This is a genomic window from Actinocrinis puniceicyclus, assembly GCF_018283645.1.
GTDB classification, from domain to species: domain Bacteria; phylum Actinomycetota; class Actinomycetes; order Streptomycetales; family Catenulisporaceae; genus Actinocrinis; species Actinocrinis puniceicyclus.
In genome coordinates this window covers 1-14,735 of sequence record NZ_JAGSXH010000021.1, presented here as the reverse complement: position 1 = coordinate 14,735, position 14,735 = coordinate 1, and the positions used below count along the sequence as shown (strand labels likewise).

The following is a 14,735-nucleotide window of genomic DNA, read 5'->3' as shown; positions in this document are numbered from 1 at the left end:
GCGTGACGAGGCCTCAGTCTCCTGATGGCGTATTGCGGCTCGCGGTGATCGGTGCGGGCCCGGCCGGCATGGAGGGCGCGGTGCGGGCCGCGGACGGCGCGGTCGCGGTGACCGTGATCGACGCGGGACCGGCGGCCGGCGGCCAGTTTCACCGCCAACCCTCGCCGCTTCTGCACGCCCTCCCGCCTGCGTCGCAGGCGCGGTTGCCGTCGTGGTCGCCGTCGTGGTTGCCGTCGCCCGCGCTGGCACCGCACCGCGCCGGGCGCGGGTGGGCGGCGTTGAAATCGCGTTTCGACCGGCATGTCGCGGCCGGCAGGGTGCGCCACCTCGCGGACCACCACGTGTGGTTCGCCGAGCGGGCGGGCGGCGGTTTCCGTGTGCACGCGCTGGTCGGCCCGGCGCAACAGTCGTCGATCCGCGTGGACGCGGACGCCCTTCTTCTCGCGACCGGCGCCTACGAGCGGGTGCTGCCCTTCCCGGGCTGGACGCTGCCGGGTGTGGTGACGGCGGGGGGCGCGCAGGCGATGCTCAAGGGCTCGCTGGTGTTGCCGGGCCGCGAGGTCGTGGTCGCCGGCACCGGGCCGCTGCTGCTGCCGGTGGCGGCGGGGCTCGCCGAGGCCGGAGCCGTGGTCAAGGCCCTGATCGAATCCGCGGACATGCGGGCTCTGCTTCGCCCCGCGCCCGCGTTGGCCGCGGCCGCCAACCCGGGCAAGCTCGCCGAGGCCGCGGGTTACGCGGCCCGCCTGGCCCAGTACCGCATTCCGGTCCGCTCGCGGCACGTGGTCGTGGCCGCGCACGGCGGTGAGCGGGTCGAGGCGGTGACCGTCGCCGCCCTCGACGCCCTCGGTCACGTGCTTCCGGGCTCGCAGCAGCGGATCTCCTGCGACAGCCTCGCGATCGGGCACGGTCTGCTGCCCCATCTGGGCCTGGCTCTCACGCTCGGTGCGCGCGTCGAGGACGAGCCGGCGCCGGCCGTCGTCGTCGACGGGGAGCAGCGCACCTGTGTGCCCGCGCTGTGGGCCGCCGGTGAGGCGAGCGGGGTCGGCGGCGCCGCGCTGGCGCAGGTCGAGGGGGAGATCGCGGGTCGTTCGGTCGCGGCCTGGTCGCGGGGCCCGCGCCGCGCCTGGCAGGACGAGGATCACGCGCGCTCCCCCGCGTGGACGAGCGCTGAACGCAGGCGCGGGCGGCGCCGGGAGTTCTTCGCCGCGCTTGACGCCGTGTACGCGCGGGACGTGACGTGGGCCGAGCGGGTGGACGACGACACGACGATCTGCCGCTGCGAGGAGGTGCGGGCCGGCGCGATCCGCCGCGTACTGCGCGATGACGCGGCAAGCGATCCACGTACCGTCAAACTTCTGACACGCGCTGGGATGGGGTGGTGTCAGGGCCGGATGTGCGCACCGGCGGTCGCCGGCCTGCTGGCCGAACGGAGTGCGGCGCGCGAGCGCGGCGGCGCCGAGGGCGGCGGCGCGCCCGGTCCGTCGGCGCTGGTCTCATCGCGCCCGTTCGCCCGGCCGGTTCCGTTGGGCGTGCTGGCCACCTTGCCGCCGGACGAAGAGGAAGGCACCGATGAGCAACCCTGACGAGCCCTTCGCGGACGGGCGCCGTCCGTGGCACGGCGTGCTGGTGGCCACCGCGCTGCCGCTGCGCGCGGACCTGAGCGTGGACTTCGACGCCTACGCCGAGCACTGCGCCCGGCTGATCGCAGAGGGCTGTGATGCGGTCGTGCCCAACGGCTCGCTCGGCGAGTACCAGACGCTGACCGCCGAGGAACGGGCACGCGTCGTCGAGACGGCGGTCGCCGCGGTCGGCGGCGAGCGGGTCATCCCGGGTGTCGCCGCGTACGGCAGCGCCGAGGCCCGCCGCTGGGCCGAGCACGCCGTCAGCTCCGGGGCGCACGCGGTGATGCTGCTGCCGCCGAACGCCTACCGCGCGGACGAGCGGGCCGTGCTCGCGCATTACGCGGCGGTCGCCGAGGCCGGGTTGCCGATCATCGCGTACAACAACCCGCACGACACCAAGGTGGACCTGGTCCCGCAACTGCTCGCGCAGCTGCACGCCGCGGGCCATATCAGCGCGGTCAAGGAGTTCAGCGGGGACGTGCGCCGGGCGTATCAGATCAGGGAACTGGCACCTGAGCTGGACCTGCTGGTCGGCGCGGACGACGTGCTGCTGGAGCTGGCGGTCGCCGGGGCGAAGGGCTGGGTGGCCGGGTATCCCAATGCCCTGCCGCGAGCGACGGTGGATCTGTACCGCGCCGCGACGTCCGGGGACCTGGCCGCCGCGTTACCGCTGTACCGGCAGTTGCATCCGCTGCTGCGCTGGGATTCCCGTACCGAGTTCGTGCAGGCGATCAAGCTGTCGATGGATGTGGCCGGCCGGTACGGCGGACCGTGCCGTCCGCCGCGTCTCGCGCTGCGCCCCGACCAGGAAGCGGCGGTGCGCGCGGCGACCGAGAAGGCTCTGGCGGCGGGATTGCGGTGACGGCGCGGATGCTAACAGGGTTGCGCAGAGGACTGCGATAGCTATGCGGGCGAGATCGAGAACGATGACGCGGGCGACGGCAGGAGACGGGTGACGGGAGACGGATCATGCGTAGCAAGCTCGTTCTTCACGCGGTGGACTCGCACACGGAAGGCATGCCGACGCGGGTGATCACCGGCGGGGTCGGCGTCATCCCGGGAGCGACCATGTCGGAGCGCCGGGCGCATTTCATGGCGAACCTGGACCATCTACGTACCCTGTTGATGTATGAGCCGCGCGGGCACGGGGCGATGAGCGGCGCGATCCTGCAGCCGCCGACCCGGCCAGACGCCGACGTGGGCGTGCTGTTCATCGAGGTCTCCGGCTGCCTGCCGATGTGCGGGCACGGCACCATCGGCGTCGCGACGGTGCTGGTGGAGACCGGGATGGTGCCGGTGACCGAGCCGGTCACCACGATCCGGCTGGACACCCCGGCCGGGCTGGTCACCGCGCGGGTGGCCGTGCGGGACGGTGCCGCCGAGGCGGTGACGCTGGGCATGGTGCCGTCCTTCGCCGTCGGGCTGGATCGCAAGGCTCTGCTTCCGGATGGCCGCACCGTCGCCTACGACCTGGCCTACGGCGGCAACTTCTACGCGATCGTGCCGCTGGAGCGGTTCGGCCTGCCGTTCGACCGGGCGGCGAAGAACGAGATCCTCGCCGCCGCTCTGGCGCTCATGGACGCGATCAACGAGCAGCAGCGTCCGGTTCATCCGCTCGATCCGACGATCAGCGGCTGCCATCACGTGTATCTGATCGCGCCGGGCGCCACCTCCCGGCACTCGCGGCACGCGATGGCGATCCACCCGGGCTGGTTCGACCGTTCCCCGTGCGGCACCGGCACCGCGGCGCGGATGGCGCAACTGCACGCGCGCGGTGAGCTGCCGCTGCACCGGGATTTCGTCAACGAGTCCTTCATCGGCAGCCGTTTCACGGGCCGGCTGACCGGCACCACCGAGGTCGGCTCAGCGCAGCACGCAGCCGTGTCCGCCGTCCTGCCGTCGATCACCGGGCGCGCCTGGATCACCGGCACGGCACAATATCTACTCGACCCGACCGATCCCTACCCTGCTGGGTTCCTCCTCTAGGCGCCGCTTTCCATGAATGCCGTCGATTCAGCCGACCAGTGCGCCCCGGCCCTGCGGCCGCTTTCCTCGCTGGGCGAGCGGCGCAACTACCGCGACCAGGTCGCGCACGCCTTGCGCGCCGCGCTCGTCACCGGGCAGTTGCGCCCGGGTGAGTTGTACTCGGCGCCGGCGCTCGCCGCCTGCTTCGGAGTGTCGGCGACGCCGGTGCGCGAGGCGATGCTCGACCTGGTGCGCGAGGGGCTGGTGGAGACGGTCTCCAACAAGGGATTCCGGGTCACCGCGGTCACCGAACGCCAGTTGGACGAGTACACCCATATCCGGTCCCTGATCGAGATACCGACGGTGACGGGGCTGGCGCGCACGGCCGGCGCCGGTGAGCTGGCCGCGCTGCGCTTGCAGGCGCAGCGGATCGTCGCCGCGGCGAAGGACAGGGATCTGATCGGGTACATCGAGGCGGACCGCGCGTTCCATCTCGGGCTGCTGGAACTGGCCGGGAACCGGCACCTGGTCGAGGTGGTCGGTGATCTGCGCAAGCGCGCCCGCCTGTACGGTCTGAACGTCCTGGCGGAACGCGGCCTGCTCGTGGCGTCGGCGCAGGAGCACCTGGAACTGCTCGACGCGCTGCTGGCCCATGACGAGGAACTGGTCACGGCCGTGATGACGCGGCATCTGGGCCACGTGCGGGGCCTGTGGGCGCGGCCGCAGAGCGACTGAGCCCGGGGCGACGCCGCGGGGCGGCGCGGCCTGTCCGGTTTCGCTGACAGCTCTCGTTGACAGCCCTCTTTGACAGCTACATTCGACCTCTGCGAGACTCCCGACGGTCTTGCCGGACCTGGGGAGTTGTCGAGACGGGGGCGGGCCGGTGCCGAAGGCCATCGTCAAGGCTTTGGAAGAGGCCGCGGAACGGGTGGGCCGGACACTGAGCAAGGACGCGGGCAAGGCCGTGGAGGGCATGTACCGCGACGCGGGCAAGGGCACTGAAGCCGTTGTCGAGCGGATCACCAAGGCGGACGCGGAAAGCGCGCACAAGCTGATCGACCTGGCGCAGAAGGCCGGAAAGGGCGACGCGGTACGGGATGCCGGTAAGGCGTCGTCGCTGCGCAGGAAGTTCGGCGACATCCTCGATCCGGCGAACGCTGGCAAGCCGGTGCGCTACCTGGACGAGAACGGCAAGCCGATCCCGACGAACAAGCTGCGGCATCCGGACCTGGACGACACGGAGTTGCAGCGGCTGCAGGCGATCCAGGACAAGATCAACGCGCACAACCAGGCTTATCGGGCGCAGCACAGCGACTGGCCAGCCCCGCCGCCCGGGGTCGATCGCAACCATCCAGCCGTGCAGGGCCTGCTCCCGCCGGGCTACGACCCTTACCACGGGCAGGGACACGACGCGTGGATGCGGAGCATCACGAACGAGGACGGCAGCCTCGCCTGGGCGGACGGCAACAAGTACCCTGACGGATTCTCCAGCCCCACCGACCGCGAACCGGTGTCGTTGCCGGTCGGCCAGCGGATCGACCGGTTCGGCGGACCGGCCGGCAGCTTCACCTCCCCGCCCGGGGTCCCCTATCCCGAGCGCGCGCTGCCGCCGACCAATCTGGACGGAGCCTCCTATCACCAGTACGAGGTGATCAAGCCGCTACCGGTGTGGCAAGGTGGGATCGCCCCGCAGATGGGCGAGCCCGGCGGGGGCGTGCAGCACTACCTGCCATTCTCGGTGCAGACGTTCGTCGAGGCCGGTTACTTGAGGGAGATCAAACTGTGAATCTGGACGAACTCAAGCTGATTCTGCAGCTGTTGCAGGTGCCCGACGACGTCGCCTCGGTCGGCCGGCTGCGTGACGACCGTTTCTGCCTGCTGCCTCACGACGACGGCACCTACGAGGTGTTCTGGTACGAGCGCGGCGGTCACCACGACGACTGCACCTACGACAACCTCGCAGCGGGCTGCTACGGCTTTCTCGGCAAGATCGGCGGCGGTCTCCAGGGACTTCAACTCGTGCGCCAGGGTCAGGGCACGCAGTATTCGGTCGGCGGGGCGCCGCTCGATCATCCCGCGGTTCAGGCGCTGTTCGACGCCACCGGGGCCGACGTGTACGGCGGCCTGGGCGAGGCCGGGTGGGTCGAGCGTTTCGTCGCGCCCGAGGACCAGGGCGCGCCGGTCGGAGCACGACGGCTGATCTGGCCTGCGCAGGACGAACATCCGGACGGTTTCGCCTCCGCCACCGGACGCGAACCGACCCGCCTGGCCGCGGGAACCGTCGTCGACACCTTCGGCCCGACTTTCACGCGCGTGCTCTACGACGTGGCCACGCCCTTCGCCGCGCGCTCGCTGCCTGTCGACTACGCCGCCTCGGGCTACCGGCGCTGGCGGGTCCTGAAGGACACCGCGGTCTGGTCCGGCCCGGTAGCGCCCTGGTTCGGCCAGCCCGGCGGCGGCATCCAACACTTCGCCCTCATGCCCGTCGCCGACCTGGCCGGCTCGGGTTTCGTGGAAGAGGTCGACCGGACCGGCGTGGCCGTCGCCAACCCGGCGATCGGCGACCTGTTCTCCGAGGACATCGCCACGAATCTGTATTGGCGCTCACATGTCGGCGCACCCGAGGGCCTGGTGTCGCAGGGACGGGCCAAGGAGCAGTCCTGGTGCTTCATCGAGGGCAAGGACGGCTGGTGGGAGGTGTTCTTCTACGAGCACGGCTCACGCACCGAGGACCTCGGTCGCGCCGACTCGCGGCAGGCCGCACTGCGGGTACTCGGCGGCCGACTGCTCTACACCGACATCATCAACCGCGAGGACTGACGCGGGGCCGCGGCTATCGCGTGGCCTTGTAGGCCACGGCGGCGAAACCCCAGTTCCGCTCGGGGTCGGCGGTCACCTCGCGGTCCGGTTGCCACCACGGGATGGGGACCAGGCCGGGTTCGACCAGTTCCAGCCCGTCGAGGAAGGATGTGATCGCGGTCCGGTCGCGCAGGTTCAGGCGCGCGGTGGCCCGGTCCCAGGTGGCCGCCGCTTCGGTGGCGAGCTCTTGTTCCCGCTCGCCCTGGGCGCTGGCGTGGGAGAGGGCCAGGAAGCTGCCGGGCGGTGCCGCCTGCATCAGGGCCCGGACGATCTCGGCGGGGCGATCGCCGTCGTCGATGAAGTGCAGCACCGAGACCAGCAGGATCGCGACCGGCTCGTTGAAGTCGAGCACGGCGCGCACCCGGGGGTGGTGCAGGATCGCGACCGGGTCACGCAGGTCGCCGTAGACGATGCTGGTGTGCGCAGGGTCGTGATCGGCCAGCAGCGCACCTGCGTGCGAGATCACGATCGGGTCGTTGTCCACGTACACCACCCGCGCATCCGGGGCGACCTCGTGTGCCACGTCGGTGGTGTTGCCGGGTGAGGGGATGCCGGTGCCGATGTCCAGGAACTGGCGGATGCCCTGGCGGGCCAGGTAGCGCACGGCGCGCCCGAGGAACGCCCGGTTCTCCCGCGCCAGCTCGCGCACCTGCGGATAGATCGCGAGCACCTGTTCGGCGACGTCGCGATCGACCTCGTAATTGTCCTTACCACCGAGGAAATAGTCGTACATGCGGGCGGTGTGCGCGACGCTGGTGTCGATCTCGCCCACCGTCCATCCGGGGGTGAGCAGTTCCGTCGCGCGCCACGGGGTGGATTGCACCTCGTCGTCGGACATGCCTGCCTCCGCGCTGATGCCGTACGAGTGTTCCGAGCCGATCGTAGCCGACCACGCTCGCATGCTGATTCGGCGCCGGTGCGCAGCGGCGTACAGCGGCGTGTAGCGGCGTGCATCGGTGCGAACGCGTCGGCAGTGGAAAGCCGCCGGGAGTCGGAACCGGCATCAAGGACCCGGTCCCCGAGGTTTAGACTTGCGGCGCAGATCGTCTTATCCGGCAGACCACCTGATTCAACGGTGCACGTGGGGGCGGGCATGGCTGGCGGTGGTCCGATCGTCCGGGTTCTGGTGGCGGGAGCGGTCGTCGTCGCGGCCGGCCTGCTGGGGGCCACGCACCGGCACACCTGGCATCCGCGGCTCGTGATCGCCGCGGCCAGCACCCTCGCCGACCAGCCGGTGCACATCGAGGTGACCGGCGTGCCGCCCGGTCGGCGGGTGACCCTCGTCTCCAGCGCTGTGGACTATCGCAAGGCGCCGTGGCAGGCCGAGGCCACCTTCGACGCGGATGCCTCGGGAGTCGTGGACCCGGGCACGCAGGCGCCGACGAGCGGGACGTACCGGGGCGTGCACCCGGCGGGATTGCTGTGGTCGATGAACCCGGTCGCCGGCGATCCGGACACCGCCGCGCTCATCCCCCGGTTCCCGCAGTACGCGCCCTCATTCGTGATCGGCCTGGCTGTCTACATGGACGGCCGGCGCGTGGCCTCGGCGCACCTGACCCGCGAGTGGATGACGCCCGGCGCCACCCACCGGCGGCTTACGCTCGCGCGCGACGGCGTGGTCGGCGACCTGTTCCTGCCCCCGCCCGGCACAGCGCCGCATCCAGCGGTGCTCACCTTCGGCGGCTCGGAGGGCGGCGAGAGCATGAACTTCACCGCCGCGCTGCTGGCCGGCCACGGCTACCCGGCGCTGTCCCTCGGCTACTTCGCTCTTCCCGGGCTGCCCGCCGCGCTCAGTGGCATTCCGATGGAGTACTTCGCCGCGGCGGCCCGCGTGCTGGCCGCCCAGCCCGGCGTCTCCCCCGGACACGTGCTGGCGATGGGCTACTCGCGAGGCACGGAGGCGGCGCTGCTGCTGGCCGACCTGTTCCCCGGTCTTGTGCACGGAGCGGTCCTCTACGCTCCCTCCGCGGTGGTCCACCTCGGCTACCCGAACGGCGACGCGGCCTGGACCCTGGGCGGCGCGCCGGTCGCGTTCGACCAGATCCCCGTCGACCAGGTCTCCGGCCCGGTCCTGGCGATCGGCGGCGGAGACGACGGGTTGTGGGACTCGTACGGCTCATCCGTCCGGATCAACGCCGAACTCACCCGGCTCGGGAACCCTTACCCGCATCGCGCGCTACTGTTCCCCGGCGCCGGGCACGGCCTGGGCACCTTCCCCTATCTGCCCGCCGGGACGTCCCAACTGGACCCGCTCACGCACGAGCTGATCTTCTCGGGCGGCACCCGTCCGGCCAACGAAGCCGCGCAACTGGCCGGATGGAGCAGCATACTCAGCCTGCTTGCGTCAATTAACTGACACGCTCCGACCGTGGGCGGCCCGACCAGCGCGGCCGGAACCCGGCGGTCAGCGGATCAGGTCTCTGGTGCGCAGTGCGCAGTGCGCAGTGCGCCGGCCACTCTCGCGGCCCTGCCGCCGATCGCCTATGATCGCGCCCATGACGACGGGGAACAACTCTGCGAACACCCCGGCGCAGCGCGTCGGGCATCGGGAGCGCGACGCCGCGGTGGAACGGCTGCGCATGGCCGCCGGCGACGGCCAGATCACCCTTGAGGAACTTGAGACGCGGGTCGAGGCCGCGCTCGAGGCGCGCACCGCCGATGATCTCGCGGTTCTGGTCGCGGACCTGCCCGTGTCCGCGGGCGCCTTCCCCCTCACGCCCGCGGCGCCGGTCCGGCTCGCGGTGCGCCACGGCCGGGTCGACCGGCTCGGCTCCTGGCGGGTGCCCGAGGAGGTCACCCTCGATCTGCGGCACTCGACCTGCACCCTGGACCTGCGTACTCCGGAACTGCCAACCGCCGGGGTACGCATCGCGCTCGACGCCCGGCACAGCTCGATCAAGATGCTCGTCGCGCACGGCGCGGTGGTGGACCTGGACAACGTGGAGCGGCGGCACAGCACGACCCGGGACCGGCTGGCCGGCTCGGCCACCGCGTGGACCGGCACGCCGATCGTGGTCACCGGCGTCCTGCATCACAGTAGTCTGCGGGTGCTCCGGCCCGGCGAGACGGCGCCCGGCCGGATGCTCTGGTGGCGCCGGCGCCGAGCCGCGCTCACCTCCTCGTGAGCGCGCGGCTCCGGGCGCCGCACCGCATCGCATCGCGCCGCAACACGCTGGCGCACCAGCGCTGACACCTGCGGCTGAGCCGGGACGCGCCCGTTTCCTGACAGGCCATCAGTGCGCGAACTTTCCGCCCGGCGCGCCGATTCCGCGTATTCACCGGTTTCCGCGGAATTTCCGGGTTCTGTCGAATTCGCCGCCGTGCTGGCTCGCCGAAGGCCGGTTTCGCGGGCCGAATCAGGCCGCCTGCGTGCAAGATGCACGGTATGTGGCTGCGCCTCCCCAGCCGGGGCCGCAGCGGGCGCGACCTGCTGAGCGGCCGTGCCGGCGCCGCAGGCAATCGCCGCGAGCAGCGCCGGAGCGCAGGCGCCGGGCGTGCGAGCGCCCGGTGAAAGTTTCCGCGGCCCGAGCCGGGAAAGCGCCAGCGCGGGGATGAGAAAACCAAAGACGCCAGGCCGTACATCGGCAACTCCCTACACTTTCCGAAGGACCACGCTCACGGAAGGGGCCGCGATGCATCACGGCGCGAATGCGCCGTCGCCAGCCGGCGGTCCCGAACGCGGGCCGCGCGCGAGCGACGGTCCCCCGGTGCACGGGGCGCGGCCGACCATGAAAGACGTGGCCGCGCGCGCCGGGGTCGGGCTCAAGACCGTCTCGCGGGTGGTCAACGGCGAACCGGGGGTGCTGCCCGGCACGGCGGCGCTCGTGCAGCGTGCGATCGACGAGCTGGGTTTCCGGCGCAACGACAGCGCACGGCAGTTGCGCACCGGCCGCACCGCCGGGATCGGGCTCGTCATGGAGGACGTGGCCGACCCGTTCTACTCGCTGCTCAACGGCGCGGTCGAGGAGGTGGCACGGTCGCACGGCTCGCTGCTGTTCACCGCCTCCTCCGAGGACGACCCGCGGCGCGAGTCGGAACTGGCGCTCGCGCTGTGTTCGCGCCGGGTGGACGGTCTGATCATGGTCCCGGCGGCGGAAGACCACACCTACCTGCTGCCGGAGATCGCCGCGGGTCTCGCGCTGGTCTTCGCGGACCGCCCGCCGGTGGGCCTGACCGCGGACACGGTGCTCGTGGACAACGCGCAGGGCGCGCGCGACGGTGTCGCGCACCTGATCGCGCACGGACACCGGCGGATCGGCTACATCGGCGACTCGTCGCGCATCTACACCTCGACGCAACGGCTGAGCGGTTATCGGCAGGCGATGGCCGAGGCGGGCGCGCCGATCGACGAATCGTGGATCGCCCTCGGCCCCTCGGACCAGGCCAGGGTGGGCGACGCGCTGGACCACCTGCTCGACCCGCGCCGCGAGTACCCGATCACGGCGCTGTTCACGGGAAACAACAGGTTGACTGTCGCGGTGTTGCGCGAGTTGGCGGAGCGGCAGCGCGCCCAGCGCGTCACCGGCGTGCCGACGCCCGGCGGCACCCCGGGCCTGGCGCTGGTGGGCTTCGACGACTTCGAACTCGCGGACCTGCTGACCCCCGCGATCACGGTGGTCGCCCAGGACCCGGCGGGCCTGGGCCGCACCAGCGCACAGCTGCTGTTCGCCCGGCTGGCCGGCGACGGCTCTCCCCCGCGGCACATCGTGCTGCCCACGGTGCTGGTCCCGCGCGGGTCGGGCGAGCTGCCGCCGCCGGATTGAGCGGCGTCGCGGCCGGTCGCGGCCGACACGCGGCGGGACCGCCGCGGATCGCGCGACGGCCCCGCCGTGGTGATATTCCGGCTCAGTGAGCTGATACCAAGAGCGCTTACACCGGCCGAGACCGGGGTCACCGCGACTCTCGGCGCTCACGCGCGCGGCCACCTGGTCACCCGTGGCACGGTGTCGCGTCCACCGGCGACCAGGTAGGTCGATGCGTCCGCTCAGCCGGCCGCGATCGCGAAGACGCCGATCGCGCCCTGGTTGAGCTGACCGGGCAAGGTGATACTCGCCACCGTCTTCGAGCCGTCCACCGGGATGGTCTGCGCGAAGATGAAGGTGCTGATGTTCTGCTTGCCGTTCCCGCCGTTGCGATACGGCGTGGTGGCGACGATCACGTTGCCGAACTGGGGCGTACCGCCGCCCCCGCCGAGCGTCCAGTCGCTGTACCCGAGCGTCGCCGTCGACGTCGTGCCGTCCGTGTAGGCGACTGTGACAGTACCCTGCGATCCAGAGCCGCCGGCGTTCGTGGCGCTGCCGAGGAAGCCGACCCGGGTGGCTCCCGCCGGCGCGTCGAGCGCGATCGTCTGGCCGGCCGCGAGAATCGCGTCCGGCGTCCCGGCGGCCACGTTCGGCCAGGTGTAGGTCAGGCCGCCGGAGGTCACGCTCGCGCCGGGGGCCAGGCCCGCGGCCGTGAGCGCCTGCTGCGAATAGCTCCACCCGTCGCCGTCGTAATTCGCCGCCGCGGGATCGCCGTCGTCGCTGATCGCGTTAACCGTGAAGAACGGCACCAGGTCGCCGGGTCTGGCCACGACGACCGACAGCTGCGCCGGGATCACGTTGCCCGCGGTGCTGGTCAGCTTGAACGTGACCGGGAAGACCCCGTCCGTCGCGCCGCCGACGACGGTGACGCTCACGCCGGCCGAGCCGCCGGCCGCGACCGCGAGCGACCCGCTCGACGGGGTGACCGTGACGCCGGGGGCGGGATCCGCCGTCCAGGTCACCGTCTGGGCCGTACCGTCGGTCGACTGAACCGCCAGCGTCGCGGTCGAGGACTGCCCGGGCTCGAGCACCACCGAGGACGGATCGACCGAACCGGTCGCGCCGAACACCGGCCCGTACGAGGGCGGGGCGTCCGCCGCGGCCGTGCCCCAGCCTGTCGGGGTCTTCGACAGCGTCCACGCGAGCGTCGCACCCCTGCTCAGCGTCGAGAAGGACGTGTACAGCTTGTTGTACGCCCTGCCGTTGAGCTTCAGTGCTTTGACATAGAAATCGGTCGGCGACGCGCCCGGCGCGGTGATGCTGACCTTCTTGCCGTTCGGCAGGTTGACCGTGGCGCTCGGGAAACCGGGGCTGGCGAACACCAGGTTGCCGGAGCCCGGGTTCTCCGGGTACATGCCCAGCATCTCCCAGACGTACTGGGCGCTCATGGCCCCCAGGTCGTCGTTGTTGTCCAGTCCCGCCGGACCCGGGGTGTACACGCTGTTGCGGATGTTGTTGACCGCCTGCTGCGTGCCGGCCGGGTCGCCCGCGTAATCCGGCGCGTACTGCTCGCCGAGGTCGAACTCGTTGGCGAGGAAGCCGTACATGCCGCCGGCGTTGGGCTGGGACAGGTAGTCCTCCAGTTCGGGGGCGACCTTCGTGTTGCCGCCGAGCAGCGAGATCAGGCCGGCGTAGTCGTTGGGCACGTCCCACAGGTACTCGTAGGCGTCGCCCTCGACATAGTGCGCGCTCGTGGTCGGGGTGATGCCGCTGAGGAACGCGCCGTTCTTCAGCCGCGGGGTGAGCAGGCCGGTGGAGGTGTCGAAGACGTTCACCCAGTTGTTCGCCCGGTTCTGCAGCGTCGTCGCGTCGGCGCTGTCGCCGAGCGCGGCCGCGTACTGGGCGAGGGCGAAGTCCGCGTTGTCGTATTCCAGCAGCGAGGAGACGAAGCCGTGCGGGTTGCAGCACCCGTACGTACCGTCCTCGGGTAGGTACCCGTACTGCTGCTCGGCCGCCTGCTCGGGCCGCACGTCGTTGACGGTCGTGGCCTGCTTGACCATGTCGGTCAGCGCGGCGCCGGTGGCGAAGCCGTGCGCGCCGAACGCGTAGTAGTCCGCGATGATCGCGTCCGCGGGGTCGCCGTTCATCACGTAGTTGTCCAGGTTCAGGTATCCCCACTGCTGCAGGACGCCGTTCTGGTTGTAGTAGTTGATCAGCGACTGCGCCTGGTCGCTCGCGGCGCTCGGGTCCAGCATCGCCTGCAGCTGCGAGGTGCCGTGATAGGTGTCCCAGCCGGAGAACATGCCGTACTGGTTCTTCTGCGGGCCGGCGACCGTGTGCACCTTGCCGTCGGAGCCGAGGTACTGGCCGTTGACGTCGCTGGTGATGTTCGGCTGGACGAAGACCTTGTAGAGGTTGCTGTAGAACTGCTGGGTCTTGTCCGCCGCGCCGCCGGAGACGGCGATCCTGCCCAGCAGTCCGTTCCAGGACTTCTGCGCCGCGCTCCTGACCGCGCCGAAGTTCCAGCCGCTGTTCTCCTTCTGCCGGTTCAGCGCGGCGTTCGCGGTGCTGACGTAGGAGATGCCCACCTTGGCCTGCACGACCTGGGAGGCGGTGGTGTCGAAGGTGAGGAACACCGCGGCCGGGGACTTCTGCCCCGAGTCGGTGAGCACCTGCGAGGCGGTGAAGGAGTGGTCGAAGACCAGGTCGAAGTAGACCGTGTACGCGGCCGGGTCGCCGCAGAACCCGCCGCTGGTCTGCGAGCCGGCGACCTCGTCGGTGCCGACGACCTGAGCGGTGGTCGAGGTGACGGTGTTCTGGGCGTCCATCAGCTTCACCAGGAAGCCGGCCCGGGTGGTGGCCGGGAAGGTGAAGCGGCCCATCGAGCTGTGCGCGGTGGCGGTGAACTCGGAGGTGATGGTCCTGGGCAGGTTGCTCTCGGCGGAGTAGTAGCCGGCCTGGGCCACCTCGCCGGTGTTGGTGAACGAGGTGGTCGCGCCGTTGGGGTCGCCGCCGGTCAGCGCCCCGGTCAGCGGCAGGATCGGCACGTCGCCGGCCGCGCCGCAGCCGGGGCCGCTGACGTGGGTGAGGCTGTAGCCGGTCAGCGCGGAGTCGCCGTAGGCGTAGCCGCCGCCGGCGTTGCGGTCCGGCATGGTGTCCGGGCTCCACTGCACCTCGCCGAACGGCACGATGGCGCCGGGGAAGGTGTTGCCGCCGTTGGTGGTCCAGGTCCGGGTGTCCACCAGTCGCGCGGGATCGGTCGTGGCGCCGGCCACCAGTGAGGTGTCGGTGCTCGCCGCGGGCGGCTTCGCGGTCAGGGTCCTGTGCGCGCAGCTTGAGCGCCCTGCGGCGGTTGTGGTGCAGGTCGCGGGCCGGTTCGCGGGCCTTGTCGCGGTCTTCACCGCGCTGTGGGGCGCGGCGGTGGCTTCGCCCGCGGCGAGCGCGGGCCCGGCCGACAGGAAGCCGCTGATCATCGCGGCCGCGGCGACGGCGCACAAGGCCCTGGTGCGGCGGATGCGGTTGGGGGTGGGCGGGTGCTGACTACTGG

At 71.4% G+C, this 14,735-nt stretch carries 12 protein-coding genes; 10 read left to right on the top strand and 2 right to left on the bottom strand.

All coding sequences use genetic code 11. From position 1 onward, the window contains the following. The first annotated feature begins 2 nt into the window (after positions 1 to 2). The 6 genes from KGA66_RS08710 (at position 3) to KGA66_RS08685 (ending at position 6,407) form a co-directional block, all read left to right on the top strand. The gene (locus KGA66_RS08710; RefSeq protein ID WP_211466520.1) at positions 3 to 1,583 is read left to right on the top strand and encodes an NAD(P)/FAD-dependent oxidoreductase; all 1,581 of its coding nucleotides are present in this window, start codon (positions 3 to 5) and stop codon (positions 1,581 to 1,583) included. Then, positions 1,570 to 2,484, top strand: a complete 915-nt coding sequence (locus KGA66_RS08705; protein WP_211466518.1) for a dihydrodipicolinate synthase family protein — start codon at positions 1,570 to 1,572, stop codon at positions 2,482 to 2,484. Before KGA66_RS08710 ends, KGA66_RS08705 begins: the two co-directional genes overlap by 14 nt. A gap of 107 nt (positions 2,485 to 2,591) precedes the next feature. Further along, the gene (locus KGA66_RS08700; protein WP_211466516.1) at positions 2,592 to 3,608 is read left to right on the top strand and encodes a proline racemase family protein; all 1,017 of its coding nucleotides are present in this window, start codon (positions 2,592 to 2,594) and stop codon (positions 3,606 to 3,608) included. A 12-nt stretch (positions 3,609 to 3,620) separates the two neighbouring features. After that, positions 3,621 to 4,322, top strand: coding sequence for a GntR family transcriptional regulator (locus KGA66_RS08695; RefSeq protein WP_211466514.1), 702 nt, complete (start codon positions 3,621 to 3,623; stop codon positions 4,320 to 4,322). Positions 4,323 to 4,470: 148 nt separating this feature from the next. Continuing rightward, complete coding sequence (locus KGA66_RS31505; protein WP_211466512.1) at positions 4,471 to 5,373, top strand: TNT domain-containing protein; 903 nt, start codon at positions 4,471 to 4,473, stop codon at positions 5,371 to 5,373. Further along, positions 5,370 to 6,407 carry a TNT domain-containing protein gene (locus KGA66_RS08685; protein ID WP_211466510.1) on the top strand — a complete coding sequence of 346 codons (1,038 nt, stop codon included), beginning with the start codon at positions 5,370 to 5,372 and terminating at the stop codon, positions 6,405 to 6,407. The genes KGA66_RS31505 and KGA66_RS08685 overlap by 4 nt, the downstream gene beginning before the upstream one ends. A gap of 13 nt (positions 6,408 to 6,420) precedes the next feature. On the opposite strand, the gene KGA66_RS08680 is transcribed toward KGA66_RS08685, so the two are convergent. Next, positions 6,421 to 7,284, bottom strand: a complete 864-nt coding sequence (locus KGA66_RS08680; RefSeq protein WP_211466508.1) for an SAM-dependent methyltransferase — start codon at positions 7,282 to 7,284, stop codon at positions 6,421 to 6,423. Positions 7,285 to 7,539: 255 nt separating this feature from the next. Here KGA66_RS08680 and KGA66_RS08675 point away from each other — a divergent pair, with 255 nt between their 5' ends. The 3 genes from KGA66_RS08675 (at position 7,540) to KGA66_RS08665 (ending at position 11,209) form a co-directional block, all read left to right on the top strand. Continuing rightward, entirely contained in the window at positions 7,540 to 8,802 is a 1,263-nt protein-coding gene (locus tag KGA66_RS08675) for an acyl-CoA thioesterase/bile acid-CoA:amino acid N-acyltransferase family protein (protein WP_211466506.1), read from the top strand. Positions 8,803 to 8,941: 139 nt separating this feature from the next. Further along, entirely contained in the window at positions 8,942 to 9,571 is a 630-nt protein-coding gene (locus tag KGA66_RS08670; RefSeq protein ID WP_211466504.1) for a DUF1707 SHOCT-like domain-containing protein, read from the top strand. A gap of 603 nt (positions 9,572 to 10,174) precedes the next feature. After that, the gene (locus tag KGA66_RS08665) at positions 10,175 to 11,209 is read left to right on the top strand and encodes a LacI family DNA-binding transcriptional regulator (RefSeq protein WP_211466502.1); all 1,035 of its coding nucleotides are present in this window, start codon (positions 10,175 to 10,177) and stop codon (positions 11,207 to 11,209) included. A gap of 221 nt (positions 11,210 to 11,430) precedes the next feature. Here the strand turns inward: KGA66_RS08665 and KGA66_RS08660 are convergent, their stop codons facing one another. Beyond that, the gene (locus tag KGA66_RS08660; protein ID WP_211466501.1) at positions 11,431 to 14,463 is read right to left on the bottom strand and encodes a GH92 family glycosyl hydrolase; all 3,033 of its coding nucleotides are present in this window, start codon (positions 14,461 to 14,463) and stop codon (positions 11,431 to 11,433) included. Between KGA66_RS08660 and KGA66_RS31500 the strand changes: the two genes are divergently transcribed. Next, positions 14,450 to 14,728, top strand: coding sequence for a hypothetical protein (locus tag KGA66_RS31500; protein ID WP_211466499.1), 279 nt, complete (start codon positions 14,450 to 14,452; stop codon positions 14,726 to 14,728). The genes KGA66_RS08660 and KGA66_RS31500 overlap by 14 nt on opposite strands. Positions 14,729 to 14,735 lie beyond the last annotated feature (7 nt).

Coding starts and splice junctions, on each gene's coding strand:
- KGA66_RS08700 (WP_211466516.1), top strand. CDS start 2,592: ATGCGTAGCAAGCTCGTTCTTCACGCGGTGGACTCGCACACGGAAGGC.
- KGA66_RS08670 (WP_211466504.1), top strand. CDS start 8,942: ATGACGACGGGGAACAACTCTGCGAACACCCCGGCGCAGCGCGTCGGG.
- KGA66_RS08705 (WP_211466518.1), top strand. CDS start 1,570: ATGAGCAACCCTGACGAGCCCTTCGCGGACGGGCGCCGTCCGTGGCAC.
- KGA66_RS08695 (WP_211466514.1), top strand. CDS start 3,621: ATGAATGCCGTCGATTCAGCCGACCAGTGCGCCCCGGCCCTGCGGCCG.
- KGA66_RS08675 (WP_211466506.1), top strand. CDS start 7,540: ATGGCTGGCGGTGGTCCGATCGTCCGGGTTCTGGTGGCGGGAGCGGTC.
- KGA66_RS08665 (WP_211466502.1), top strand. CDS start 10,175: ATGAAAGACGTGGCCGCGCGCGCCGGGGTCGGGCTCAAGACCGTCTCG.
- KGA66_RS08680 (WP_211466508.1), bottom strand. CDS start 7,284: ATGTCCGACGACGAGGTGCAATCCACCCCGTGGCGCGCGACGGAACTG.